General features: G+C 68.4%; 17 protein-coding genes and 2 rRNA genes. 4 read left to right on the top strand and 15 right to left on the bottom strand.

What is annotated here, in order from left to right:
• Positions 1 to 25 precede the first annotated feature (25 nt).
• The 5 genes from OG242_RS24600 to thyX all read right to left on the bottom strand — a co-directional run bounded on the left by OG242_RS24600 (position 26) and on the right by thyX (position 9,132).
• Positions 26 to 3,150: ribosomal RNA gene (locus OG242_RS24600) — 23S ribosomal RNA — on the bottom strand.
• A gap of 303 nt (positions 3,151 to 3,453) precedes the next feature.
• A 16S ribosomal RNA gene (locus OG242_RS24595) occupies positions 3,454 to 4,979 on the bottom strand.
• Together the 16S and 23S rRNA genes form the textbook arrangement of a ribosomal RNA operon.
• 553 nt (positions 4,980 to 5,532) lie before the next feature.
• Entirely contained in the window at positions 5,533 to 7,218 is a 1,686-nt protein-coding gene (locus OG242_RS24590; RefSeq protein WP_132899706.1) for a ribonuclease J, read from the bottom strand.
• Positions 7,219 to 7,341: 123 nt separating this feature from the next.
• Positions 7,342 to 8,241 (bottom strand): 4-hydroxy-tetrahydrodipicolinate synthase, encoded by a 900-nt coding sequence (dapA, locus tag OG242_RS24585; RefSeq protein ID WP_405900210.1) that lies wholly within the window; start codon positions 8,239 to 8,241, stop codon positions 7,342 to 7,344.
• Between the two features lie 153 nt (positions 8,242 to 8,394).
• The gene (thyX, locus tag OG242_RS24580; protein WP_018521479.1) at positions 8,395 to 9,132 is read right to left on the bottom strand and encodes an FAD-dependent thymidylate synthase; all 738 of its coding nucleotides are present in this window, start codon (positions 9,130 to 9,132) and stop codon (positions 8,395 to 8,397) included.
• Positions 9,133 to 9,327: 195 nt separating this feature from the next.
• Between thyX and OG242_RS24575 the strand changes: the two genes are divergently transcribed.
• Together OG242_RS24575 and OG242_RS24570 are read left to right on the top strand one after the other, a co-directional pair.
• Positions 9,328 to 9,567, top strand: coding sequence for a hypothetical protein (locus OG242_RS24575; protein WP_405900209.1), 240 nt, complete (start codon positions 9,328 to 9,330; stop codon positions 9,565 to 9,567).
• A gap of 94 nt (positions 9,568 to 9,661) precedes the next feature.
• Complete coding sequence (locus OG242_RS24570) at positions 9,662 to 10,213, top strand: hypothetical protein (protein ID WP_405900208.1); 552 nt, start codon at positions 9,662 to 9,664, stop codon at positions 10,211 to 10,213.
• 61 nt (positions 10,214 to 10,274) lie between these two features.
• Here the strand turns inward: OG242_RS24570 and OG242_RS24565 are convergent, their stop codons facing one another.
• The 6 genes from OG242_RS24565 to eccD form a co-directional block, all read right to left on the bottom strand.
• Positions 10,275 to 10,751 (bottom strand): hypothetical protein, encoded by a 477-nt coding sequence (locus OG242_RS24565; RefSeq protein WP_405900207.1) that lies wholly within the window; start codon positions 10,749 to 10,751, stop codon positions 10,275 to 10,277.
• An 11-nt stretch (positions 10,752 to 10,762) separates the two neighbouring features.
• Positions 10,763 to 11,515, bottom strand: a complete 753-nt coding sequence (gene dapB, locus OG242_RS24560) for a 4-hydroxy-tetrahydrodipicolinate reductase (RefSeq protein ID WP_405900206.1) — start codon at positions 11,513 to 11,515, stop codon at positions 10,763 to 10,765.
• Positions 11,516 to 11,554: 39 nt separating this feature from the next.
• Positions 11,555 to 12,934, bottom strand: coding sequence for a M16 family metallopeptidase (locus tag OG242_RS24555; RefSeq protein WP_405900205.1), 1,380 nt, complete (start codon positions 12,932 to 12,934; stop codon positions 11,555 to 11,557).
• On the bottom strand, positions 12,931 to 15,144 hold the full coding sequence (locus OG242_RS24550; RefSeq protein WP_405901717.1) for a polyribonucleotide nucleotidyltransferase: 2,214 nt from the start codon (positions 15,142 to 15,144) through the stop codon (positions 12,931 to 12,933). Before OG242_RS24550 ends, OG242_RS24555 begins: the two co-directional genes overlap by 4 nt.
• A gap of 270 nt (positions 15,145 to 15,414) precedes the next feature.
• Positions 15,415 to 15,705, bottom strand: a complete 291-nt coding sequence (gene rpsO / locus OG242_RS24545; RefSeq protein ID WP_018551846.1) for a 30S ribosomal protein S15 — start codon at positions 15,703 to 15,705, stop codon at positions 15,415 to 15,417.
• Positions 15,706 to 15,881: 176 nt separating this feature from the next.
• On the bottom strand, positions 15,882 to 17,318 hold the full coding sequence (eccD, locus tag OG242_RS24540; protein ID WP_405900204.1) for a type VII secretion integral membrane protein EccD: 1,437 nt from the start codon (positions 17,316 to 17,318) through the stop codon (positions 15,882 to 15,884).
• A 208-nt stretch (positions 17,319 to 17,526) separates the two neighbouring features.
• Between eccD and eccCa the strand changes: the two genes are divergently transcribed.
• Both eccCa and OG242_RS24530 read left to right on the top strand, forming a co-directional pair.
• Positions 17,527 to 21,471 carry a type VII secretion protein EccCa gene (eccCa, locus tag OG242_RS24535; RefSeq protein WP_405900203.1) on the top strand — a complete coding sequence of 1,315 codons (3,945 nt, stop codon included), beginning with the start codon at positions 17,527 to 17,529 and terminating at the stop codon, positions 21,469 to 21,471.
• 109 nt (positions 21,472 to 21,580) lie between these two features.
• A complete protein-coding gene (locus OG242_RS24530) occupies positions 21,581 to 21,814 on the top strand; it encodes a DUF397 domain-containing protein (protein WP_405900202.1) in 234 nt (77 codons plus the stop codon).
• Positions 21,815 to 21,885: 71 nt separating this feature from the next.
• Here OG242_RS24530 and OG242_RS24525 read toward each other — a convergent pair whose 3' ends face one another.
• The 4 genes from OG242_RS24525 to eccB form a co-directional block, all read right to left on the bottom strand.
• The gene (locus OG242_RS24525; RefSeq protein ID WP_405900201.1) at positions 21,886 to 22,191 is read right to left on the bottom strand and encodes a WXG100 family type VII secretion target; all 306 of its coding nucleotides are present in this window, start codon (positions 22,189 to 22,191) and stop codon (positions 21,886 to 21,888) included.
• Positions 22,192 to 22,229: 38 nt separating this feature from the next.
• Complete coding sequence (locus OG242_RS24520) at positions 22,230 to 22,580, bottom strand: hypothetical protein (RefSeq protein WP_405900200.1); 351 nt, start codon at positions 22,578 to 22,580, stop codon at positions 22,230 to 22,232.
• A 118-nt stretch (positions 22,581 to 22,698) separates the two neighbouring features.
• A complete protein-coding gene (gene mycP, locus OG242_RS24515) occupies positions 22,699 to 23,886 on the bottom strand; it encodes a type VII secretion-associated serine protease mycosin (protein WP_405900199.1) in 1,188 nt (395 codons plus the stop codon).
• Positions 23,887 to 23,908: 22 nt separating this feature from the next.
• Positions 23,909 to 25,456 carry a type VII secretion protein EccB gene (gene eccB, locus OG242_RS24510; protein WP_405900198.1) on the bottom strand — a complete coding sequence of 516 codons (1,548 nt, stop codon included), beginning with the start codon at positions 25,454 to 25,456 and terminating at the stop codon, positions 23,909 to 23,911.
• Between the last annotated feature and the right edge of the window lie 25 nt (positions 25,457 to 25,481).

Genomic DNA, 25,481 nt, shown 5'->3' with positions numbered 1-25,481 from the left:
ACTAACACAGTGGACGCGAGCAACTGAGGACAAGCCCTCGGCCTATTAGTACCAGTCAGCTCCACCCGTTACCGGGCTTCCACATCTGGCCTATCAACCCAGTCGTCTACTGGGAGCCTTAACCAATCAAGTTGGTGGGAATACTCATCTCGAAGCAGGCTTCCCGCTTAGATGCTTTCAGCGGTTATCCTTTCCGAACGTAGCCAACCAGCCATGCCCTTGGCAGAACAACTGGCACACCAGAGGTTCGTCCGTCCCGGTCCTCTCGTACTAGGGACAGCCCTTCTCAATATTCCTACGCGCACAGCGGATAGGGACCGAACTGTCTCACGACGTTCTAAACCCAGCTCGCGTACCGCTTTAATGGGCGAACAGCCCAACCCTTGGGACCGACTCCAGCCCCAGGATGCGACGAGCCGACATCGAGGTGCCAAACCATCCCGTCGATATGGACTCTTGGGGAAGATCAGCCTGTTATCCCCGGGGTACCTTTTATCCGTTGAGCGACAGCGCTTCCACAAGCCACTGCCGGATCACTAGTCCCGACTTTCGTCCCTGCTCGACCCGTCGGTCTCACAGTCAAGCTCCCTTGTGCACTTACACTCAACACCTGATTGCCAACCAGGCTGAGGGAACCTTTGGGCGCCTCCGTTACTCTTTAGGAGGCAACCGCCCCAGTTAAACTACCCATCAGACACTGTCCCTGATCCGGATCACGGACCCAGGTTAGACATCCAGCACGACCAGAGTGGTATTTCAACGACGACTCCACAACCACTGGCGTGGCCGCTTCAAAGTCTCCCACCTATCCTACACAAGCCGAACCGAACACCAATATCAAACTATAGTAAAGGTCCCGGGGTCTTTCCGTCCTGCTGCGCGAAACGAGCATCTTTACTCGTAGTGCAATTTCACCGGGCCTATGGTTGAGACAGTCGAGAAGTCGTTACGCCATTCGTGCAGGTCGGAACTTACCCGACAAGGAATTTCGCTACCTTAGGATGGTTATAGTTACCACCGCCGTTTACTGGCGCTTAAGTTCTCAGCTTCGCCACCCCGAAGAGCAGCTAACCGGTCCCCTTAACGTTCCAGCACCGGGCAGGCGTCAGTCCGTATACATCGCCTTACGGCTTCGCACGGACCTGTGTTTTTAGTAAACAGTCGCTTCTCGCTGGTCTCTGCGGCCACCCCCAGCTCAGGAAGCAAGTTCCCTCACCAGTGATGGCCCCCCTTCTCCCGAAGTTACGGGGGCATTTTGCCGAGTTCCTTAACCATAGTTCACCCGAACGCCTCGGTATTCTCTACCTGACCACCTGAGTCGGTTTAGGGTACGGGCCGCCATGAAACTCGCTAGAGGCTTTTCTCGACAGCATAGGATCATCCACTTCACCACAATCGGCTCGGCATCAGGTCTCAGCCTTAATGTGTGACGGATTTGCCTACCACACGGCCTACACCCTTACCCCGGGACAACCACCGCCCGGGCTGGACTACCTTCCTGCGTCACCCCATCGCTTACCTACTACCACCTTGGTTCGTCGGCTCCACCACTACCCTCAACTCCGAAGAGATCGGGCCGGCTTCACGGACTTAGCATTAATGGGCTCAGTATTGGGCGTTTCAAAGCGGGTACCGGAATATCAACCGGTTGTCCATCGACTACGCCTGTCGGCCTCGCCTTAGGTCCCGACTTACCCTGGGCAGATCAGCTTGACCCAGGAACCCTTAGTCAATCGGCGCACACGTTTCTCACGTGTGTATCGCTACTCATGCCTGCATTCTCACTCGTGAACCGTCCACAACTCGCTTCCGCGGCTGCTTCACCCGGCACACGACGCTCCCCTACCCATCCCAGCCCCCGTTGGGGGTACATGCTGGAATGACACGACTTCGGCGGTACGCTTGAGCCCCGCTACATTGTCGGCGCGGAATCACTTGACCAGTGAGCTATTACGCACTCTTTCAAGGGTGGCTGCTTCTAAGCCAACCTCCTGGTTGTCTCTGCGACTCCACATCCTTTCCCACTTAGCGTACGCTTAGGGGCCTTAGTCGATGCTCTGGGCTGTTTCCCTCTCGACCATGGAGCTTATCCCCCACAGTCTCACTGCCGTGCTCTCACTTACCGGCATTCGGAGTTTGGCTAAGGTCAGTAACCCGGTAGGGCCCATCGCCTATCCAGTGCTCTACCTCCGGCAAGAAACACACGACGCTGCACCTAAATGCATTTCGGGGAGAACCAGCTATCACGGAGTTTGATTGGCCTTTCACCCCTAACCACAGGTCATCCCCCAGGTTTTCAACCCTGGTGGGTTCGGTCCTCCACGAAGTCTTACCTCCGCTTCAACCTGCCCATGGCTAGATCACTCCGCTTCGGGTCTTGAGCGCGCTACTAAACCGCCCTATTCGGACTCGCTTTCGCTACGGCTTCCCCACACGGGTTAACCTCGCAACACACCGCAAACTCGCAGGCTCATTCTTCAAAAGGCACGCAGTCACGACTGTATGTGCAAGCACATACAGCGACGCTCCCACGGCTTGTAGGCACACGGTTTCAGGTACTATTTCACTCCGCTCCCGCGGTACTTTTCACCATTCCCTCACGGTACTATCCGCTATCGGTCACCAGGGAATATTTAGGCTTAACGGGTGGTCCCGCCAGATTCACACGGGATTTCTCGGGCCCCGTGCTACTTGGGTGTCTCTCAAACAAGCCGCTGATGTTTCAGCTACGGGGGTCTTACCCTCTACGCCGGACCTTTCGCATGTCCTTCGCCTACATCAACGGTTTCTGACTCGTCTCACAGCCGGCAGACTGTGAAAGAGAGATCCCACAACCCCGCATGCGCAACCCCTGCCGGGTATCACACGCATACGGTTTGGCCTGATCCAGTTTCGCTCGCCACTACTCCCGGAATCACGGTTGTTTTCTCTTCCTGAGGGTACTGAGATGTTTCACTTCCCCTCGTTCCCTCCACACTGCCTATGTGTTCAGCAGCGGGTGACAGTCCATGACGACTGCCGGGTTTCCCCATTCGGAAACCCCCGGATCAAAGTCTGGTTGACGACTCCCCGGGGACTATCGTGGCCTCCCACGTCCTTCATCGGTTCCTGGTGCCAAGGCATCCACCGTGCGCCCTTAAAAACTTGGCCACAGATGCTCGCGTCCACTGTGCAGTTCTCAAACAACGACCAGCCACCCATCACCCCACCCATAACCGGGTGAGTGCACTGGGGCCGGCAACCGAAGGACGACCATGACGGCCGTACCTTCAGATACCCAACAGCGTGCCCGACCCGACCAATTGTTTTACACGTTCCACGCCGAAGCAGTACTAGTGACAAACAACTTGCCGTGCCGAGTAGTCAACGTTCCACCCATGAGCAACCAGCACCGAACATTCGCCGGTGTACTGGCCTCTGACCGAGCAAAGCCCGGTAAGAAGTGCTCCTTAGAAAGGAGGTGATCCAGCCGCACCTTCCGGTACGGCTACCTTGTTACGACTTCGTCCCAATCGCCAGTCCCACCTTCGACAGCTCCCTCCCACAAGGGGTTGGGCCACCGGCTTCGGGTGTTACCGACTTTCGTGACGTGACGGGCGGTGTGTACAAGGCCCGGGAACGTATTCACCGCAGCAATGCTGATCTGCGATTACTAGCAACTCCGACTTCATGGGGTCGAGTTGCAGACCCCAATCCGAACTGAGACCGGCTTTTTGAGATTCGCTCCGCCTCGCGGCATCGCAGCTCATTGTACCGGCCATTGTAGCACGTGTGCAGCCCAAGACATAAGGGGCATGATGACTTGACGTCGTCCCCACCTTCCTCCGAGTTGACCCCGGCAGTCTCCTGTGAGTCCCCATCACCCCGAAGGGCATGCTGGCAACACAGAACAAGGGTTGCGCTCGTTGCGGGACTTAACCCAACATCTCACGACACGAGCTGACGACAGCCATGCACCACCTGTACACCGACCACAAGGGGGGCACCATCTCTGATGCTTTCCGGTGTATGTCAAGCCTTGGTAAGGTTCTTCGCGTTGCGTCGAATTAAGCCACATGCTCCGCTGCTTGTGCGGGCCCCCGTCAATTCCTTTGAGTTTTAGCCTTGCGGCCGTACTCCCCAGGCGGGGAACTTAATGCGTTAGCTGCGGCACCGACGACGTGGAATGTCGCCAACACCTAGTTCCCAACGTTTACGGCGTGGACTACCAGGGTATCTAATCCTGTTCGCTCCCCACGCTTTCGCTCCTCAGCGTCAGTAATGGCCCAGAGATCCGCCTTCGCCACCGGTGTTCCTCCTGATATCTGCGCATTTCACCGCTACACCAGGAATTCCGATCTCCCCTACCACACTCTAGCCTGCCCGTATCGACTGCAGACCCGGGGTTAAGCCCCGGGCTTTCACAACCGACGTGACAAGCCGCCTACGAGCTCTTTACGCCCAATAATTCCGGACAACGCTTGCGCCCTACGTATTACCGCGGCTGCTGGCACGTAGTTAGCCGGCGCTTCTTCTGCAGGTACCGTCACTTTCGCTTCTTCCCTGCTGAAAGAGGTTTACAACCCGAAGGCCGTCATCCCTCACGCGGCGTCGCTGCATCAGGCTTTCGCCCATTGTGCAATATTCCCCACTGCTGCCTCCCGTAGGAGTCTGGGCCGTGTCTCAGTCCCAGTGTGGCCGGTCGCCCTCTCAGGCCGGCTACCCGTCGTCGCCTTGGTAGGCCATTACCCCACCAACTAGCTGATAGGCCGCGGGCTCATCCTTCACCGCCGGAGCTTTCAACCTTCCTCCAGGAGGAGGAAAGTATTATCCGGTATTAGACCCCGTTTCCAGGGCTTGTCCCAGAGTGAAGGGCAGATTGCCCACGTGTTACTCACCCGTTCGCCACTAATCCACCCCGAAGGGCTTCATCGTTCGACTTGCATGTGTTAAGCACGCCGCCAGCGTTCGTCCTGAGCCAGGATCAAACTCTCCGTGAATGTTTTCCCGTAATCGGGACAACACATCACGAGAGCGGAACGACAAGATCGGAATAAGACCCGTCGTCCACTGCGTCCTCGCTGTGTTTTTGCCTGCCGAACCCGAAGGTTCCGCAGGACTTTCAAAGGAACCACCAACCTGCCGTAGCAGGCCGGGGTATCAACATATCTGGCGTTGACTTTTGGCACGCTGTTGAGTTCTCAAGGAACGGACGCTTCCTTTGTACTCACCCTCAGAACATTTTCTGGGGCTTTCCTCCGGGCGCTTCCCTTCGGTCTTGCGTTTCCGACTCTATCAGACTCTTTCGTGTCCGACTCCCGGTCGAAGCGGGTCAAGCAGTTTTCGCTTTCCAGTTCTTCGCTTTCGCGTTTCCCTTTCCGGCGACTCCGACTTTATCAGAAGTTCTGAGTCGGAATTCCCACCCCCTTCGAGACTTCAGGGCGCACAAGTGCGCTCGCTGCTTCCCGGTGAGGTGGAGACGTAAACGTACTGGAGCGAGGCGCCCCGATGCAAATCGGGGGCCCCGCTCCGGAGTTCGTGCCTGTCGGAGGGTCAGACCTCGACGACGACGGGGAGGATCATCGGGCGCCGGCGGTAGGTGTCGGAGACCCACTTGCCCACCGTGCGGCGGATGAGCTGCTGGAGCTGGTGGGGCTCCATCACTCCGTCCTGGGCCGACTTGTTGAGCGCCTCCTCGATCTTCGGCACAACCGCGGAGAACGCCCCGTCGTCGATGCCGGAGCCCCGGGCCTGGATGTGGGGGCCGCCCACGATCTTGCCCGAGGTGCTGTCGACGACCAGGAACACCGAGATGATGCCCTCGTCGCCGAGGATGCGGCGGTCCTTGAGCGAGGTCTCGGTTACATCGCCGACCGAGAGGCCGTCGACGTACACGTATCCGGCCTGGACCTTGCCGACGATCTTGGCCTTGCCGTCGATGAGGTCGACGACCACACCGTCCTCGGCGATGACGATGTGGTCCTTCGGTACCCCGGTGAGGGCACCGAGCTCGGCGTTGGCCCGCAGGTGGCGCCACTCGCCGTGGACCGGCATCAGGTTCTTCGGCCGGCAGATGTTGTAGAAGTACAGCAGCTCGCCGGCCGAGGCGTGGCCCGAGACGTGGACCTTGGCATTGCCCTTGTGGACGACGTTGGCGCCCCAGCGGGAGAGGCCGTTGATCACGCGGTAGACCGCGTTCTCGTTCCCCGGGATCAGCGACGAGGCCAGGATGACGGTGTCGCCCTGGACGATGCGGATCTGATGGTCACGGTTGGCCATACGGGAGAGAGCCGCCATCGGCTCGCCCTGCGAACCGGTGCAGACGAGCACGACCTCGTCGTCCGGCAGGTCGTCCAGGGTCTTGACGTCAACGACAAGACCGGCGGGGACCTTCAGGTAGCCCAGGTCGCGGGCGATGCCCATGTTCCGGACCATCGAACGCCCGACGAAGGCGACCCTGCGGCCGTACTCGTGGGCCGTGTCCAGGATCTGCTGGATGCGGTGCACATGACTGGCGAAGCTCGCCACGATGATGCGCTTCTGCGCGTTGGCGAACACGTTGCGCAGGACGTTCTGGATGTCCCGCTCGGGCGGTACGAAGCCCGGGACCTCGGCGTTCGTCGAGTCGGAGAGCAGAAGGTCGATGCCCTCCTCGCTCAGCCGGGCGAAGGCGTGCAGGTCGGTGAGGCGGCCGTCCAGCGGGAGCTGGTCCATCTTGAAGTCACCGGTGGCGACGGCCATGCCGGCGGGCGTCCGGATGGCGACCGCGAGGGCGTCCGGGATGGAGTGGTTGACGGCGACGAACTCGCAGTCGAAGACCCCGATGCGCTCGCGCTGTCCCTCCGCCACCTCCAGGGTGTACGGGCGGATGCGGTGCTCCTGGAGCTTGGCCTCGATCAGGGCGAGGGTCAGCTTGGAGCCGATGAGCGGGATGTCCGGCTTCAGACGCAGCAGATACGGGACACCACCGATGTGGTCCTCGTGGCCGTGCGTGAGGACGATGCCCTCGACGTCGTCGAGGCGGTCCCGGATCGTCGTGAAGTCCGGCAGGATCAGGTCGATGCCGGGCTGCTCCTCCTCGGGGAAGAGGACACCGCAGTCGACGATGAGCAGGCGGCCGCCGTACTCGAAGACCGTCATGTTCCGGCCGATCTCACCGAGACCGCCGAGCGGGGTGACCCGAAGGGCGCCCTTGGCGAGCTTCGGCGGGGTGCCGAGTTCAGGATGCGGATGACTCAAAAGACTCTCCTTACCACGCACGCCACGTACCGCTTGGGCACGTGGCGCGCATGTCATTCGTGCACTTGCTGTTGTCTTGGGTGGTGCTGGGGTGAAGCGCGTATTCAGTTGTGAAGTCCGTTGTCAGAGCTCTACCCCGCCGGCGGCGAGGTCGATCTTGAGCTGGGCCGTCTCCTGCGCGGAGAGCTCGACCAGGGGCAGGCGGAGCGGGCCCGCCGGGAGGCCCTGCAGCGTCAGGGCGGCCTTGGTGGTGATCACGCCCTGGGTGCGGAACATGCCGGTGAAGACCGGCAGCAGCTTCTGGTGGATCTCGGTCGCCTTCTGTACGTCCCCGCCGAGGTGGGCCTCGATGAGCGCCCGCAGGTCCGGCGTGACGACGTGGCCGACGACGGAGACGACGCCGACCGCGCCCACCGACAGGAGGGGCAGGTTCAGCATGTCGTCACCGGAGTACCAGGCGAGGCCGGACCGGGCAATGGCCCAGCTGGCGCGGCCGAGGTCGCCCTTGGCGTCCTTGTTCGCGACGATGCGGGGGTGCTTGGCGAGCCGGACGAGCGTCTCCGTGTCGATCGGCACACCGCTGCGGCCCGGGATGTCGTACAGCATCACCGGCAGGCCGGTGGCGTCCGCGATGGCGGTGAAGTGCCGCAGCAGGCCCTCCTGCGGCGGCTTGTTGTAGTACGGGGTCACGGCGAGGAGGCCGTGGACGCCGCTGCGCTCGGCGGTGCGGGCCAGCTCGATGCTGTGACGGGTGTCATTGGTGCCGATTCCGGCGACGACGTGCGCCCGGTCGCCAACCGCTTCGAGGACCGCCCTGACGAGCTGGTCTTTCTCCGCGTCGCTGGTGGTCGGGGACTCGCCGGTGGTGCCGTTGATGATCAGGCCGTCGTTGCCTGCGTCCACCAGGTGGGTGGCGAGCCGCTGCGCGCCCTCGATGTCGAGAGCGCCGTCCGCCGTGAACGGCGTGACCATAGCGGTGAGGACCCGCCCGAAGGGGGTCTGCGGAGTGGAGATCGGAGCCATGGGTAACACGCTACTCGTTGCTCGGCGCACGGTGCCCCCTCGGGGGGACAAGCAAGAGGAGCCCGGCACTGCCTGCTCGGGGGTTCAAGCAGTGCCGGGTCCGTTTGATCAGCCTAGATGAACTTCTCGAAACGCCGCAATACGGACACCGCCCTATGGGGCGACGCGTCCATTTTTGTTGAAGGCTGCATGGGTGAGCGGCATGAGGCGCGCCCAGTGGGCCTCCATCTGCTCGCCCACCATCTCGATCTCCCGCTGCGGGAACGATGGCACCTTGGCCAGTTCGTGCTGCGTACGCAGGCCGAGGAAGTGCATCAGCGAGCGGGCGTTGCAGGTGGCGTACATGGTCGAGAACAGGCCGACCGGCAGCACCGCGCGGGCCACCTCGCGGGCCACGCCCGCCGCCAGCATCTCCTGGTACGCCTCGTACGCCTGCCGGTACGAGTCCTCCATGGCGCGGCTGGTGAGCGCGTGCTGCTCCGGAGTGCCCTCGACGAACTCGTACTTGCCCGGGCGCCCCTGCTGGATGAGCTTGCGGGAGGTGTCGGGGACGTAGAAGACCGGCTGCAGCTCCCTGTAGCGGCCCGACTCCTCGTTGTACGACCAGCCGACGCGGTGCCGCATGAACTCGCGGAACACGAAGATCGGGGCGCTGATGAAGAAGGTCATCGAGTTGTGCTCGAACGGGCTCCCGTGCCGGTCCCGCATCAGGTAATTGATGAGCCCCTTGGAGCGCTCGGGGTCCTTGGCGACCTCCTCCAGGGACTGCTCGCCGGCCGTGGAGACACGGGCTGCGAACAGTACGTCGGCGTCGCCCGCGGCGGATTTCACCAGGTCAACGGTGACATCGCTGCGGAAGTGGGCCTTTGTGGGCTCGGGGGTGTCGGTCACCGAGGGGGTCCTTCCGATGGTGTCGCTCGGGCGGCGACCACTCTACGGGCCGGAACCAGTGGCTCAGTTCCGGTCGTGGCTTTCTATGATTTCTTCGGACGAACCGGGGAATCGGGCACCGAACGGGCCCGTTGCACGTCTGACCCGGTAGCACCGCCCCGTACCACCCGAAAGAGACTCCGAGGAGAGCCACCCATGTTCCGCCGGCGTGAATCCGTCCCGTTCTCGTTCGTAGCCGAGGCCGACCGATTCCGCAGTAACGTCACCCCGCCGCCCCGCCCCCGCAGTACCGTCTCCGAGCGGGCGGGCCGCGTCCTGGTCGGTCTCGCCGTCACCGGCGGCCTCGTAGGATCGCTGCTCCTCGGCCTGCCGGCGCTGGGGTCCGGGGAGTCACCCTCGCACACGCAGCAGACCGAGGCCTCGCACAGGCGCTGACCCGGACGGACCCCCTGGGGTGGTCCGTCCGGGCATCTCCTCGGTAGCCTCACCGGGCACAGCAATCGAGCGTGCTTGTGAGTGAGGATCAGTCGTGCCCCTGCCCTTCCTGACGGCCGACCGCGCGTTTGACGCGAGCGCTGAGGACGTCGCGCTGCCGTTCGACGACCACGACAACTGGCGGCGGCCCTACCGTCCCGGTCCGTGGCGGGTCGCCGCCGCGGCCGGTCTGCTGCTGCTCGCCTCGTTCATCCTGTTCGCCGGGATGATCACCGCGTTCGCCGGAGCGCTGCCCGGAGCGGGGGCGTGCCTGGCGCTCGCCCTCGCGATCATCCTGTGCGCCCTGCGGATGCTGCGCATCGGCGCCTGGGTGAGCCGGCACGGTGTGCGCCGCGTCGGCTTCTTCCGGACGACGACCGTGCCGTGGAGCCGGGCGACCGCCGTACGGACGGTTCAGCAGCCGGTGAAGTGGCTCGGGCTCCCCCGTACCGTGCAGGGTCAGGCGCTGATCGTCGTCCGCAAGGGCGGGGACGCGGTGCCGCCGCTGCTCACGGACTCCAACGCGGATTTCCTTGCGCGGGGGGAGGCGTTCGATCGTGCCGCCGACACGATCGAGGCGTGGGGGGATGAGTACCGGCCGCGGTAGCGGTGCGCCTGGCCGTCCGGTGAGTGAGGTGTCCTCAATCGCCGGACGGCTTTTTTTGTCCTCAAACGCCGGACGGGCTGGATTCGGGCGGGGCGGGGCGGGCCGACCGGTGCAGGGCGATGGCTCGTTGCATGGCCTTGCGGGCTCGGGGGGTGTCCCGGGCGTCCTGGTACGCGACCGCCAGGCGGAACCAGCAGCGCCAGTCGTCCGGGGTGTCCTCCGTCTCCTCGCGGCGGCGTTCGAACACCGCGTCGGCCGAGGCCCGGTCGATCCGGCCGCTGGGAGTGCGCAGGAGCTCGTCGACCGGCAGGCCGCCCTCCGCGTCCAGTTCGGCGGCCAGGGCGTTGGCCCTGCGGACGAACTGGGTGTTCTTCCACAGGAACCAGATGCCGATCGCCGGCAGGACCAGCACGGCGATCCCGAAGGTCACCGTGATCAGCGTGCCGTGTTCGATGAGGAGGACGCCACGGCTGCCGACCAGGACGAAGTAGAAGACCAGGACGGCAGCGGTGACGACGTAAGTGATCTTTGCGCGCATGGCGGGGCCAGTCAGTTCAGGTCGAGGAAGTGTTCCAGGCCGAACGTGAGGCCGGGAGTGGTCACCACGCGGCGGGCGCCGAGAAGGATGCCCGGCATGAAGCTGCTGTGGTGCAGGGAGTCGTGCCGGATGGTGAGGGTCTCGCCCTCGCCGCCGAGCAGCACCTCCTGGTGGGCCAGCAGGCCGCGGAGCCGGACCGAGTGGACCGGGATGCCGTCGACGTCGGCGCCGCGTGCCCCGTCCAGTGCGGTGCTGGTGGCGTCCGGCTGGGGGGCGCAGTCCGCCTCGCGGCGGGCCGCGGCGATGAGCTGGGCGGTGCGGGCGGCGGTGCCCGAGGGGGCGTCGGCCTTGTTGGGGTGGTGGAGCTCGATGACCTCGACGGACTCGAAGTAGCGGGCCGCCTGCTGGGCGAACTTCATGGTGAGGACCGCGCCGATGGAGAAATTCGGGGCGATGAGCACACCGGTCTCCGGGGAGTCGGAGAGCCAGGTGCCGAGCTGCGCGAGCCGTTCGTCGGTCCAGCCGGTGGTGCCGACCACCGCGTGGATGCCGTGGCCGACGCAGTACTCGAGGTTCTCCATCACCGAGGCGGGGGTGGTCAGCTCGACGGCGACCTGGGCGCCCGTCTCGGCAAGGGTCTCCAGCTTGTCGCCCCGGCCGAGTGCGGCCACCAGCTCCAGGTCGTCGGCGGCCTCGACGGCTCGCACCGCTTCGGCGCCGATACGGCCCCTGGCACCGAGAACGGCCACGCGCAGCTTGCTCATTGCTCTGCTTCCTTACGGGAGGATCTGGGCACGGAGGTTTTAGGCGACCGCTTCGTGGAGACGGGCGGCCTGCTTGTCCTTGAGCGGTCCGATGACGGACAGCGAGGGGCGGTGTCCGAGGATCTCGCCGGCCACCGAGCGGACGTCGTCCGGTGTCACCTCGCCGATGCGGGCCAGCATGTCGTCGACCGACATCTGCTCGCCCCAGCACAGCTCGCTCTTGCCGATGCGGTTCATCAGCGCGCCGGTGTCCTCCAGGCCGAGGACGGTGGAGCCCGAGAGCTGGCCGATGGCGCGGCCGATCTCCTCGTCGCTGAGCCCGTCCGAGGCGACCCGGTCGAGCTCGTCGCGGCAGATCTTCAGGACGTCGTGGACCTGGCTCGGGCGGCAGCCCGCGTACACGCCGAACAGGCCGCAGTCGGCGAAGCCGGAGGTGTACGAGTAGACGCTGTAAGCGAGGCCGCGCTTCTCCCGTACCTCCTGGAAGAGGCGGGAGCTCATACCGCCGCCGAGGGCGGTGTTGAGGACGCCGAGGGCCCAGCGGCGCTCGTCGGTGCGGGCCAGGCCGGGCATGCCGAGGACCACGTGCGCCTGTTCGGTCTTGCGGCCCACTACCTCGACCCGGCCGGCGGTGCGCAGGGCACGGGAGCCCTCGCGGGGCGCGGTGGGGACGGCGTCCGTACGGGAGAGAGCCCCGGCCCGTTCGAACGCCTTGCGGACCTGGCGTACGACCGTGGCGTGGTCGATGTTGCCCGCGGCGGCGACGACGAGGCGGGTGGGGTCGTAGTGCTTCTTGTAGAAGCGGGCGATCTGTCCGCGGTCCAGGGCGTTGATCGTGTCGACCGTGCCGAGGACGGGGCGGCCGAGCGGGGTGTCGCCCAGCATGGTGTGCGCGAACAGGTCGTGCACGCAGTCGCCCGGGTCGTCCTCCGTCATCGCGATCTCTTCGAGGATCACGCCGCGTTCGGCGTCGACGTCCTCGGGGGCGATCAGCGAGCCGGTCAGCATGTCGCAGACGACGTCGATGGCGAGCGGCAGATCGGTGTCGAGGACCCGCGCGTAGTAGCAGGTGTACTCCTTCGCCGTGAAGGCGTTCATCTCGCCGCCGACCGCGTCGATGGCGGAGGAGATGTCGAGGGCGCTGCGCCTGGCGGTGCCCTTGAAGAGGAGGTGTTCGAGGTAGTGCGTCGCGCCGTTCAGGGCGGGCGTCTCGTCGCGTGATCCGACGTTGGCCCAGATGCCGAAGGTCGCGGAGCGTACGGAGGGCAGGGTCTCGGTGACGACGCGGAGGCCGCCCGGCAGAACCGTACGGCGGACCGTGCCGATGCCGTTGCTGCCCTTGAGAAGCGTTTGGGTACGGGCGACGGCCCGCCCCTCCGAGGAGGGGCGGGCCGTCGTCGCGGAACTACGGGACGTCACTTGTCGGCGTCGTCCTTCTTCTCGTCTTCTTCACCCTCGATGACGGGGATGAGGGAGAGCTTGCCGCGGGAGTCGATCTCGGCGATCTCGACCTGGACCTTGGCGCCGACGCCGAGCACGTCCTCGACGTTCTCCACGCGCTTGCCACCGGCGAGCTTGCGGATCTGCGAGATGTGCAGCAGGCCGTCCTTGCCCGGCATGAGCGACACGAACGCACCGAAGGTGGTGGTCTTGACGACCGTACCCAGGTAGCGCTCGCCGACCTCCGGCATGGTCGGGTTGGCGATCGCGTTGATCGTGGCGCGGGCGGCCTCGGCCTGCGAGCCCTGCTGGGCACCGATGTAGATGGTGCCGTCGTCCTCGATCGTGATGTCGGCGCCGGTGTCCTCCTGGATCTGGTTGATCATCTTGCCCTTGGGGCCGATGACCTCACCGATCTTGTCCACCGGGATCTTGACGGTGATGATCCGCGGGGCGTTCGGGGACATCTCGTCCGGGACGTCGATGGCCTCGTTCATCACGTCGAGGATGTGGAGGCGGGCATCGCGGGCCTGCTTCAGCGCGGCGGCCAGGACCGAGGCGGGGATGCCGTCGAGCTTGGTGTCGAGCTGGAGCGCGGTGACGAACTGCTTCGTACCGGCGACCTTGAAGTCCATGTCACCGAACGCGTCCTCGGCACCGAGGATGTCGGTGAGGGCGACGTAGTGCGTCTTGCCGTCGATCTCCTGGGAGATCAGACCCATGGCGATGCCGGCGACGGCGGCCTTGAGGGGCACACCGGCGTTCAGCAGGGACATGGTGGAGGCGCAGACCGAGCCCATGGACGTCGAGCCGTTGGAGCCCAGCGCCTCGGAGACCTGGCGGATCGCGTAGGGGAACTCCTCGCGCGACGGCAGCACCGGCACGATCGCGCGCTCGGCGAGCGCGCCGTGGCCGATCTCGCGGCGCTTGGGCGAGCCCACGCGGCCGGTCTCACCGACGGAGTACGGCGGGAAGTTGTAGTTGTGCATGTAGCGCTTGCGGGTCACCGGGGAGAGGGTGTCCAGCTGCTGCTCCATGCGGAGCATGTTGAGGGTGGTGACGCCCAGGATCTGGGTCTCGCCACGCTCGAACAGGGCGGAGCCGTGCACGCGCGGGATGGCCTCGACCTCGGCGGCGAGCGTACGGATGTCCGTGACGCCGCGGCCGTCGATGCGGACCTTGTCCTTGATGACGCGCTCGCGGACCAGCTTCTTGGTCAGCGCGCGGTAGGCACCGGAGATCTCCTTCTCGCGGCCCTCGAAGGCCGGGAGGAGCTTCTCGCCCGCGATCTCCTTGATGCGGTCGAGCTCCGCCTCGCGCTCCTGCTTGCCGGCGATGGTGAGCGCCTTGGCCAGCTCGGTGCTGACGGCCTTGGTGAGGGCCTCCAGGACGTCGTCCTGGTAGTCGAGGAAGACCGGGAACTCGCCGGTGGGCTTGGCGGCCTTGGCGGCGAGGTCGGACTGGGCCTTGCAGAGCACCTTGATGAAGGGCTTCGCGGCTTCCAGACCGGCGGCGACGACCTCTTCGGTCGGGGCCTCGGCGCCGTCCTTGACGAGCTGGATGGTCTTCTCGGTGGCCTCGGCCTCGACCATCATGATCGCGACGTCGCCGTCCTCCAGGACGCGACCGGCGACCACCATGTCGAAGACGGCGTCCTCGAGCTCGGTGTGCGTCGGGAAGGCGACCCACTGGCCCTTGATCAGGGCGACGCGGGTGGCGCCGATCGGGCCGGAGAAGGGCAGGCCCGCCAGGATCGTGGAGGCGGAGGCGGCGTTGATCGCGACCACGTCGTACAGGTGGTCGGGGTTGAGCGCCATGATCGTCTCGACGATCTGGATCTCGTTGCGCAGGCCCTTCTTGAAGGAGGGGCGCAGCGGGCGGTCGATCAGGCGGCAGGTGAGGATCGCGTCCTCGGAGGGGCGTCCCTCACGGCGGAAGAAGGAGCCGGGGATCTTGCCGGCGGCGTACTGCCGCTCCTCGACGTCCACCGTGAGGGGGAAGAAGTCGAGATTGTCCTTGGGCCGCTTGGAAGCGGTGGTGGCCGACAGCACCATCGTGTCGTCGTCCAGGTACGCGACGGCGGAGCCGGCGGCCTGCTTGGCCAGGCGGCCCGTCTCGAAGCGGATGGTGCGGGTGCCGAAGGTGCCGTTGTCGATGACGGCCTCGGCGTAGTGGGTCTCGTTCTCCACTAGTGAATTCTCCATACTCGTCGTCTTTCGTCCGGGCGCCCGTGTGGCGCCGGACGGAGCGGAGAGGCGTGCCGTGTGTGCGGGGCCGGTCTTCGATCGAAGCTCCCGGGCGATGTCCCGGGGGCCACTACCGAGGACCGGCGGCGGCCGTGCGGCGCCTCTCCTCGTCTGTTGTTGTACGTCCAGGTTACTGAGGTTGCCCCCGGTACCGCACGTACGGCAAAGGGAGCGGCCCCCTGAGTGAGGGAACCGCTCCCTTGCGCAGCGTCCTTACTTGGCGCCGCCGGCCGCACCGCGGCGGATGCCGAGGCGGTCGACGAGCGCACGGAAGCGCTGGATGTCCTTCTTGGCCAGGTACTGCAGGAGGCGGCGACGCTGGCCGACCAGGATCAGCAGACCACGACGGGAGTGGTGGTCGTGCTTGTGCGTCTTGAGGTGCTCCGTCAGGTCCGAGATGCGGCGCGAGAGCATGGCGACCTGAACCTCGGGGGAACCGGTGTCGCCCTCCTTCTGCGCGAACTCGGTCATGATCTGCTTCTTCGTAGCGGCGTCGAGCGGCACGCGGTACTCCTCTTGGTCTTCGATGCGCCCACGAGTGCCCCTGGTCTGGTTCTCAGGGGAGCTTGGGTGACTCGGGAGCGAGGGTCCGATGAGCGCAGTTCCCAGAGCGAACCGGGAACGCGTACACAAACGGCCACAGCCAGACTACCAGTCGCCCGGACCGGCCCCGACGGATGTCAGCCGGTGAGCTCCCTCGCGCGTGCGTAGAGGTCGAGGACGGCGAGGCAGAGCGGGACGAGGGAGAGCAGGAGCGCGCTCTCCGCGAGGTCGAGGAATCTGCCCCAGAACGGGGAGAGGCCCTTGCGCGGGACGGTGACTCCCGCGGCGGCGAGGAGCACGGCGCCGGCGGCGAGTGCCGCGCACAGTGCGGTCGTACGGGGCTGAGGGGCCGGGTCGTCCCCGTGGACGGCGAGGGCGAGGCCGGTGACCAGGGCGGCGAGGGCGCCGATGCCCGCCACCAGCAGGCAGACGACCTGGGCGGTGTGGCGGAAGAGGCGGGCGCGCAGCAGCAGTGCGAGCCCGGCGGTGAGGGCGAGGAGGCGGCCCCAGGTGTCGCCGGACGCGCCGAGTACGGCGGCGGCCGCCGCGGCCAGGCCCGCGCAGCCGCCGGCCAGGCCGAGCAGCAGTTCGTGGCCGCGCCGCGCCCGGTCCGCGACGAAACGGGTGTCTACGGGCTCCGCGTCCGCTTCCGGGTCCGTGTCCTCATCGACGAGCGGACCGGCGGGCCGGGGCCGCGTGTACCCGGTCGGGAGGCGGGCGAAACGGGCGGACAGGCCGGGCAGGAACGCGATGAGCCCGAGGGCGGCGGGCACGCAGACCGCGGCCGTGGCGGTGGCGGAGGCCTCGGTGAGGATCGCGGCGAAGGCGGCCAGCGCGCCGGTGCCGGACAGGAAGGCGGCGCCGGCGAAGGGGGCGTCTGCGCGCGGGGCGAGCGCCGTCAGGGCGGCGGAGACCACGAGGACGGCGGCGCAGCCGAGCAGGAACTGCAGCCGGCCGGCTCCCCGGTCCGGGTCGGGGGCGATGAGGCCGGAGCCTGCGAGGAGGACGAGCGGCAGGGCGCCGAGGCCGAGCGCCGCAGCGGTGGCGCGGTCGGCGTAGACCCGGGCGCGTACCCCGGCGACGGTGATGAGCAGGAGTCCGGCGGTGCCCGCGACGGCTCCGGACGGGCCGTGCATGTCGTGGCGGACCGGGTCGGCCTGCCACAGGACGAGGGCGGCCATGAGGAGCAGCAGGGCGCCGGCCGCGGGGGCGGCGCCGCGCAGCAGGTCGTCGCTCCAGAGGTGGCGGTCGCGGCCGGCGGCGGAGGCGATGGCGTCCGCGACGTCGTCGAAGACGGGTGGGGGCAGCGAGGCGGCGAAGGGCCGCAGGGTGAGGAGTTCGCCGTCGAGGACGCGTTGCGCGGCGAGGGTGCGGGCGCCGTCCAGGACCGTGCCGTCGAGTCGCACGAGGTGGTGGCCGGGGGGTGCGGTGGGGGCGCCGGCCGGGCCGGTGAGGCGGAGGATCTCCGGCCAGACGTCGGCGGCGGCGATGTCCTCGGGCAGGGCGACGTCGACCCGGCTGTCGGGGGTGACGACGGTGACCCGGCGGAAGCCGTTCGTTGCGGTCGGACTCACGTGTCGGGGGCCCCTCTTCGTCGCTGGTCGGCGGTGTCCGCACGATGGGCCGGTCACCCTATCGGGCGGAACCGGGCGAAGGCTGACAGTGCGTAGGATCACGGGCGCTTCGAGCGGGGGCGTGTGCGCCCCACGGGGGTCCGGCCGCCCGGCTCTTCCCCCTCGCGTCCCCTCCCACACCTGACCGCACCCAAGGATCGATGCACCGGTGAGCCAGATCGTCGTGAAGCGTCCGCCCCGTGTCCTGCCGCCGGAAGTTCCCACGAAGGAGGTGTTGTTGGAGCCGCCTCCGGTGCTGCCGCGGGGGCAGCGCGAGGGGGTGCTGATGCAGCTTCTTCCCGTGTTGGGCATGGCTTCGTCGGTGGTGTTCTTCTTCTCGCCCCAGGCGCCGCGGTTCATGCGGGTGATGGGTGTGCTGATGCTGGTGTCGACGCTGGCCATGGTGGTGGCCCAGGTCGTCCGCTACCGGCGCGGGACGCAGGGGCGCACGGCGGATGTGCGGCGCGACTACCTCGGCCGGCTGGCACGGGTCCGCCGTGCGGTGCGGCGGACGGCGCGGGCGCAGCGCGACGGGCTGCTGTACACGCATCCCGCTCCGGATCAGCTGTGGTCGCTGGTCTCGGAGGGCAGCCGGGTGTGGGAGCGGCGGCCCGGTGACGCGGACTTCGGGCTGGTGCGGATCGGGCTCGGCAGGCGGCTGCTCGCGACTCCGTTATGTGTGCCGGAGGAGGCTTCGGGTGAGCCGGACCCGGTGTGCGGGGAGGCGGTGCGGCGGTTCGTGGCGGTGCACGGCCGGGTGGACGGCCTGCCGGTGTGTGTCTCGCTGCGGAAGGCGTACCGGGTGCGGCTGGGCGGTGCGGCGGAGCCGGTGCGGGCGGTGGCGCGGGCGCTGGTGGCGCAGTTGGTGACGCTGCACTCGCCGCGGGATCTGGTGGTGGCGGTCGTGGCGGCTCGGGAGGCGGTGGGGTGCTGGGACTGGGTGAAGTGGCTGCCGCACGTCCAGCTGCCGGGCGAGGTGGACGGTGCCGGTGCGAAGCGGCTGTTCGTACGGGAGCCGGCCGGCCTGGAGCCCCTTCTCGGCGGGCTGCTGGAGGGACGTGGGCGCTTCGGGCCGGAGGGGGCGGCTCCGCCGGACCGGCCGCATGTGGTGGTGGTCCTGGACGGGGCCGGGGTGGCGCCCGGTTCGGTGCTGGGTGCGGCCGGGGGTGTGCAGGGGGTGACGTTGATCGAGGTGGCTCCGGGTGAGGCGGAGGGGCCGCGTGGTGGTCTGTCCGTGCTGGTGCGTTCCGGTGTGCTGGGGGTGGGGTCCGGTGCGCAGCGGGAGGAGGGCGTGCCGGACGGGCTGTCGCTGCCGGCGGCGGAGGCGCTGGCCCGGCGGCTGGCTCCGTTGCGGGCCGGTGGGCGGGACGAGGGCGGGCCGCTGCTGGCCGAGCTGGACTTCACGGATCTGCTGGAGCTGGGCGACGCGGGTGCGGTGGAGGTGGAGCGGACGTGGCGGCCGCGTCCGGTGGTGGAGCGGCTGCGGGTGCCCATCGGGGTGGGTGAGGACGGCGGCCCGGTGGTGCTGGACCTGAAGGAGGCGGCGCTCGACGGGATGGGGCCGCACGGTCTGTGTGTGGGAGCGACGGGATCGGGGAAGTCCGAACTGCTGCGGACGCTGGTGCTCGGTCTCGCGGTCACCCATCCCTCCGAGACGCTGAACTTCGTGCTCGCGGACTTCAAGGGCGGTGCGACCTTTGCCGGGATGGCGGGGATGCCGCATGTGGCGGCCGTGATCACCAATCTGTCCGACGACCTGGCGCTGGTCGACCGGATGGGCGACGCGCTGCGCGGTGAGCTCCAGCGCCGTCAGGAGTTGCTGCGGGCGGCGGGCAACTTCGCCGGTATCCACGACTACGAGCGGGCGCGGGCGGCGGGCGCCGCTCTGGAGCCGCTGGCCTCGCTGGTGCTGGTCATCGACGAGTTCTCCGAACTGCTCACCGCCAAACCCGACTTCATCGACGTGTTCATCCGGATCGGCCGGATCGGCCGGTCGCTGGGGGTGCACCTTCTGCTGGCGTCCCAGCGTCTGGAGGAGGGCAGGCTGCGCGGTCTGGAGACCTATCTCTCGTACCGGATCGGGCTGCGGACGTTCTCGGCGGAGGAGTCGCGCGCCGCGCTGGGGGTGCCGGATGCCTATGACCTGCCGTCGGTGCCCGGTTCGGGGTTTCTGAAGGCCGGTACGCGGGAAGTGACGCGCTTCAAGGCGGCGTACGTCTCGGGGCCGTACCGCCCGGACGGCCCTGGGGCGGCGGTGGGACGGGTGCCGGGCGGGCAAGCGGCGGCGCTGTTCCGTGCGCTGCCGGTGCCCGTGGCGGAGGTGTCCGTCGCCCCGGCCTCCGCTCCCCCGGCCCGCGAGGAGGACGCCCTCGCCGACACCGTGCTCGACGTGGTGGTGCGGCGCCTTGTGGGACAGGGGGTGCCCGCCCATCAGGTGTGGCTGCCCCCGCTGGACCGGGCTCCCGGTCTCGACGAGCTGCTGCCGGATCTCGCGACGGACCCGGAGCGCGGCTTCACCGTTACGGGGGACGGCAAACCCGGTGGGCTGACCGTTCCGCTGGGGCTCGTCGACAAGCCGTTCGAGCAGCGGCGCGAGGTGCTGCACCGGGACTTCTCGGGGGCGGCGGGGCACATGCTGGTGGTCGGCGGGCCGCAGTCCGGGAAGTCGACGGTGCTGCGCACGCTGGTCATGTCCTTCGCGCTCACCCACACCCCGCGCGAAGTGCAGTTCTACGGCCTGGACTTCGGCGGTGGCGGGCTCGCCTCGCTCTCGGGTCTGCCGCATGTGGGGCAGATCGCCTCCCGGCTGGACCCCGAGCGGGTGCGGCGCACGGTCGCCGAGGTGGCGGGGGTGCTGCGGGGGCGCGAGGAGCTGTTCCGCGCGCGGGGCGTCGGCTCCATGGCCGTGTACCGGCGCGAACGGGAGCGCGGCGGGCTGCCCGGTGAGACGTGGGGTGACGTCTTCCTGGTCGTCGACGGCTGGGGCGGCTTCCGTACGGAGTACGAGGAGCTGGAGCCGGTCGTCACCGACATCGCCGCCCGCGGCCTCGGATACGGCGTGCATGTGGTCCTCACGGCCGCCCGCTACCTGGAGGTGAGGGCCGCGCTGAAGGACCAGCTGACCGGGCGGCTCGAACTGCGGCTCGGTGACGTGTCGGACTCCGAGCTCGACCGGAAGGTGGCCGCCCAGGTGCCCGCCGGTGTGCCGGGCCGTGGCCAGGTGGCGGAGGGGCCGCACTTCATGGCCGCGCTGCCGTGCACCGGGCGGGCGGACGACGCCGCGTGCCTCGCGGACCGTACGGCGGCGCTGGTCGGGCGGGTCCGGGCGGACTGGGCGGGGCCTCCGGCACCTCCCGTACGGCTGTTGCCCGCCGTGCTGCCCGCCGAGCAGCTGCCCAAGGGTGACGAGTTCCCCGAGCGGGGTGTAGCGATCGGCATCGCGGAGACCGATCTGGAGCCGGTGTTCGTCGACTTCGACACCGATCCCTTCCTGCTGGTCTTCGGTGACGGTGAATCGGGGAAGACGGCGTTGCTGCGTCTGCTCGCCCGGCAGATCGCGCGCCGCTACTCCCCCGACGAGGCGAAGTTCGTCGTCGGGGACTACCGGCGGGGGCTGCTGGGCGCGCTGCCGGAGAGTCATCTGCTGGAGTACGCACCGACTCCGGACGCGCTGAGGACGCATATGGAGGCGTTGGCCGGGGTGTTCGCGCGGCGCCGGCCGCCGGCGGACGTCACGCCCCGGCAGCTGCGGGAGCGCAGTTGGTGGACGGGGCCGCGGATCTTCGTCGTCGTCGACGACTACGACCTGGTCGCGACGGGTACGGGCAGCCCGCTGGCCGCGCTGGCCGACTGTCTGCCGTTCGCCCGTGACACCGGGGTGCGATTCGTCGTCGCGCGCACCTGCGCCGGGGCTTCGCGCGCTATGTACGAACCGTTCCTCCAGCGCGTCAAGGAGCTGGGCGCGCAGGGCGTGGTGTTGTCGGGCGACCCGGCGGAGGGCGACCTCGTCGGGTCGGTGCGCGGGCGTCCGATGCCGCCGGGGCGCGCGTGCCTGGCGACCCGGCGCGGCGGCAACAGGCTCGTGCAGACCGGCTGGCTGCCGGAACGGGGATGAGCGTCACCGGCCCGGAGCGCGGGAGCGCGGGTTCCGCGGACCGGCTTCCGGGCTGCCGCGTTGCCTGTACGGTGCCGTGCAGAGTCAGGTACGGAAAGGAACCCTCACGATGGGCACGCAGGCGGAGAAGGACGAGCTGTACGCACTCGACATCTCTGGGGTGGAGTGGCTGAGTGCGCCCGGGACCGAGCAGGACGAGGAGCGCGTCGAGATCGCGCACCTTCCCGGCGGCGGGGTGGCCATGCGGTCCTCTCTGGACCCGGAGACCGTGCTCAGGTACACGGAGGCCGAGTGGCACGCCTTCGTCCTGGGCGCCAGGGACGGCGAGTTCGACCTGCCGTAGTCATGGGCCGGGTACGCATGGGGGCACGTTCGGGTGAACGTGCCCCCTTCGTGCGTCCGGCCCCGGCCGGCTCAGTACGCCTCGGTGAACAGGCGTGAGGACCTGAGGTCCGTGGCCCGGTAGTGGTCCTTGCCGGTCTCGATGATCCGTGCGACCTCTTCCAGCCGGCCCCTCATGTGGTCGGCCTTGCTGCGGTACTTGTGCTGGAGCGTCACGTACTCGGCGTGTGCCTGTCCGTCCCAGGTGTCGGTGACGACCTTGAGCGCGGTGTCCATCTCCTCCAGGTCCTGGCAGATGTTCCGCGAGACGGCGCGGATGCGGTTGGCGACCTCCTGGACGCTCTCGTACCTGACCTTGGTGTGCGGGTCGTGCCCCATCGGGTTTCCTCCGGTCGTGTGGGGGAACGTCGTCCGGTTCAGACGCCGTTGAGGGCGGAGGAGCCGCCCGTGGAGGCCGGTTCGCGCACCGACTTGAACGCCGCGCGGACCTCCTCGTCGTTGGCGTTGGTGAGGTTCCTGGTGCCGTCCACGGCGTGGAGCAGTACGCCGAGGAGGCGGCGGATCTCGTCGTGGTCCTCGTTGATCACGAGCTGGGCCGAGGTGAATCCGGAGGCGCCGGCGCCGGTCCAGCCGGCTCCGACCGTCGCGAGGACGTCGGCCAGCTCCCGGGCCTGCCGGGACACCGCCTCGGCCGTGTGGACGATCTTGTTCCTGGCCTGGACGACCGGATCGTCGGCAAGCGCGAATCCGCTCGCGGGGCTGGTCATACGAGGTCCTCTCTCTGGGCCGTTCAGGCGGCTCAGGCTAGCCAGTCCGGCACACGGCCCCGGCCACCTCCGAACCGCCGCGCGGGCGTGCGGAGTGGCCGGTCGCAGCCGGTCGGGCTCATCTCGTGCGGCGCCGGCGGAGGTCCCGGGCGACGGCCGCCGCGCCCGCCACCGCGGCGGTCAGCAGGACCGCGAGGGCCATGGCCCAGGCGGCGCGGCGCCGGTCGCGCTGCTGCGCGGTCTCCCCTGTCGGCAGGGGCGCCGGGTCGGGTCCCCGGGCCCCGGTGGGCGGCGCGTCGGGGCGCGGGGCGTCCTGCGGGGTGTCGTCGCCGGACAGTGCGCGGACCGGGTCGACTACACCCCATCCGACGAAGTCGTCACGGCCGTTGACGGAGCGTTCTGCGGTCTGTTCGATACGGGCGGCGATCTGCGTGGCCGTCCAGCCCGGGTACTTCGCGCGCATCAGTGCGGCGACCGCGCTGACGTACGGGGCGGCGAAGCTGGTCCCGCTGTCGGTGCAGTGGCCGTGGCCGGGGACGGTGGAGACGATGTCCACCCCCGGCGCGGCGATGTCGACGAAGTCCCCCGGCCGGGAGAAGGGGGCGCGTTCGTTGTCGCGGTCGGACGCGGCGACGGCGAGGACGCCGGGGAAGGCGGCGGGATAGGTGGGCGTGCGGGTGCCGTCCATGCCGTTGTTGCCGGCGGAGGCGACGACCACGATGTCCCGGCGGACGGCCTCGGCCACCGCGCGGCCCAGGGCCGAGTCGGCGGTGCGCGGCAGGGTGGTCTCCTGGGAGATGTTGATGACCTGTGCGTCACGGGCGATGGCGTGGACGATCGCGGCGGCCATCGACGCGTCGGTGCCGCTGTCACGGGCGTCGTTCTGGCGGATGGGGATGACGGTGGCCCCGGGGGCGAGTCCGACGAAGCCGGTGCCTTCCCGGGGGCGGGCGGCGATGACGCCGGCGACCTCGGTGCCGTGGCCGACCGTGTCGCTGGTGCCGTCGCCGCGTCCCAGCAGGTCGGCGCCGGCGGCGGGGTCGACCGCGCCGGTCAGCTGGGGGTGGGTGTCGTCCACGCCGGTGTCGATGACGGCGACGCGGACGCCCTCGCCGCGGGTGTCGTGCCACAGCTCGTCCAGGAGCACACGCTGCAATGCCCAGGGGCGGCCCTCGAACTGCCGCTTCGCCGGGATGGCGCACGTCCCGCCGTCCGGGCCGGTGGCCGCTCGTGCGGGCTGGGCCACGGCCAGGGCGGTCAGCGCGGCGACGGCCGCTGCCAGCCGTGTCGTCGTCCGGTACGCCATGGCTCCTCGTTCTCCTCCGCTGTCAGGAACCCTGTGGGCGGCGCGCGCTGGTGGTGTCGAGCCGTGGGCCCCTGGGCAGGAACTCCGACCATGCGGCCGGTACGAGGGCGGGCCGCACCGTGCCGTAGCCGAGCCGGATCTGCGCCTCGTTGCCGTGTCCGGTGCCGCCGGTGCCGCGGGGTGCGGCGCCGGAGGGCGCTTCGGTGCCGGGCGCGGGGTGCCCGGGATCGCCGTCGCCGTTCCCCTGAACCGCGTACCTCAGTCCGGTGTCCGTCACCAGGAAGAGTGATCCGTCGGGCCTGGTCTGCCGGCCCCGCACCTGGGTGTACAGGAGCCCGCTGCCGGGGGTGACGTACGTGTTCGTGCCGCCCGCGCCGACGGAAGCGGGGTACGCGGTGCCCGCCCAGGTGCTCAGCGTGGTGCGGCCCCTGCCGTCCGTCCCGCGCAGTACGGAGCAGACGGTGTTCCGGTGCGCGGTGTCGACCGGGACGGTCTTGCGGGCGGGCCAGTGAGCGGCCTGGCCGGTGAAGGGTGCGGGGTCGGGCACGAAGTCCTGCAGTCCGACGGGGTAGGCGGAGCCGGACTGGTCGAGGGCGGCGGTCTGCGGGGAGTTGACGAGCAGCCAGGCGGTGAAGCCCGAGATCCGCCGGACCTTCCGGTCGAGGACCACGTAGTACGCCGTCCCAGCGCCGGTCCTGGTGCGCAGCACCGCGCCGATGCGGTTCTCGCGCGCGGACAGGTGGCCCTCGACGTGGGCGGGGGCACCAGCCCGGCCGGGGATCACGGGGAAGGCGACCGGGCTGCCTGAGTGCAGGGTTGCCAGCCACTCGCCGGTGACGGGCTGCGGGCGGGCGCCGCCGACGAGCGCGTCGGTGAGGTGGCCGAGGTCGGCGGGCCTTTCGTCGACGCGGTATGTGGTGCCCCGGGCGTCGACGAGGTACCGGGTGCCGTGCGGGTCCCGTACGTAGAGCACCTGGCCGCCGGTGAGCCGGTCCGGGCCCTCGGTGAGCCGGTGGTCGCGGGCGGCGAGGACGAAGGCGGCCTTCTGCACACCGGTCCCTTTGGCTCCGGGGCGTACGCAGACGGCCCACCGTTTGTCGGTGCCCGCGTCCTTGTCGTCGGGGAGCCGGTCGGGGGCGTACGGGATGCCCAGGACCGGGCCGCGCGGGGGCTTGCCGTCGTCGAGGACGTCGTCGGCGACCTGGACGACGCCGTAGGTGTCCGGGGCGAGCAGCAGCCGCGCCGATGCGAGGTTCAGGACGGGGTGCAGCCGGGTACGGCGATGGGTGCCCCGGCCGGTGCTGAGCACCACGTAGCGGGTGGTCGACGTCTTGCCGACGACGACCTTGGTGCCGGGGCGGTCCCAGCCCTTGGGGGCGACCGGGCGGAACATGCCGTAGCCCCCGAAGCCCGCGAGGATCAGGGCGCCGGTGAGGACGCCCGGCAGGACGGCGCGCAGGGGGCGCGGGGCGTCCTCGACGGAGCCGGAGGGTGAGGGCCGGAGGAAGGCGGACAAGGCCCTTCTCTTCGCAAAGGTGTACGCGTTCAGCTCGTCCCGTCGGGTCACCATGGCCCGGCCCGCCTTCCCTGTCCGC

Origin of the sequence: Streptomyces sp. NBC_00727 (genome assembly GCF_045161745.1) — a bacterium.
Taxonomy (GTDB): Bacteria; Actinomycetota; Actinomycetes; order Streptomycetales; family Streptomycetaceae; genus Streptomyces.
The sequence above is the reverse complement of the archived record's forward strand: the minus strand, read 5'-3'. Positions and strand labels throughout refer to the sequence as shown.